Annotated in this window: 1 protein-coding gene; it reads left to right on the forward strand. The window is 38.0% G+C overall.

Annotated elements, in window-relative coordinates:
- Window positions 1-529, forward strand: a 529-nt coding sequence (locus ACFIK3_RS09905) for a phage integrase central domain-containing protein (RefSeq protein ID WP_404977422.1), incomplete at both ends; no start/stop codon positions are given.

A 529-nucleotide genomic window follows, 5' to 3' on the forward strand; every position in this document is an offset into this window, starting at 1 on the left:
ACCTATGGAACGCAAGAGTTTGTTGATAACTACAAAAGCGCACTTGCCGAGTTACAAGGGCTTATACTTCCTAAATCCAAAACCGGTAAACTTGTTGAAGGTTCATTTGCATGGCTGCTTAAACAATACTTTAACAGCTCTAATTGGCATAGCTACTCTAATACTACAAAGAAACAAAAAGAATACATTCTTATGAAGATATGCGACTCCATAGGAAATATTCCATACCAAGCAATTGAAAAGAAACATATTATAGCCGGTGTTGAACGGCGTAAAGAAACACCAGCAATGGCTAGAAACTTTCTGAAAGCCCTTAATGGACTTTTTAATTGGGCAATTGATCAAGGTCTTTTGGAAAATAATCCAACTTTAGGCGTCAAAAAACCTCCTCTTAAAAATAAAAGCGGCTTTCCTGTTTGGACAGAAGAAGATGTTGAGAAATATTATCACAAATGGCATCATGGTACCCATGAACGTGTCTGGATTGATGTTCTTTTATATACGGGCTTGCGTCGTGGTGATGCGGTAC

Origin of the sequence: Bartonella sp. CB10SXKL, from assembly GCF_042195515.1 — a bacterium.
GTDB lineage: Bacteria > Pseudomonadota > Alphaproteobacteria > Rhizobiales > Rhizobiaceae > Bartonella.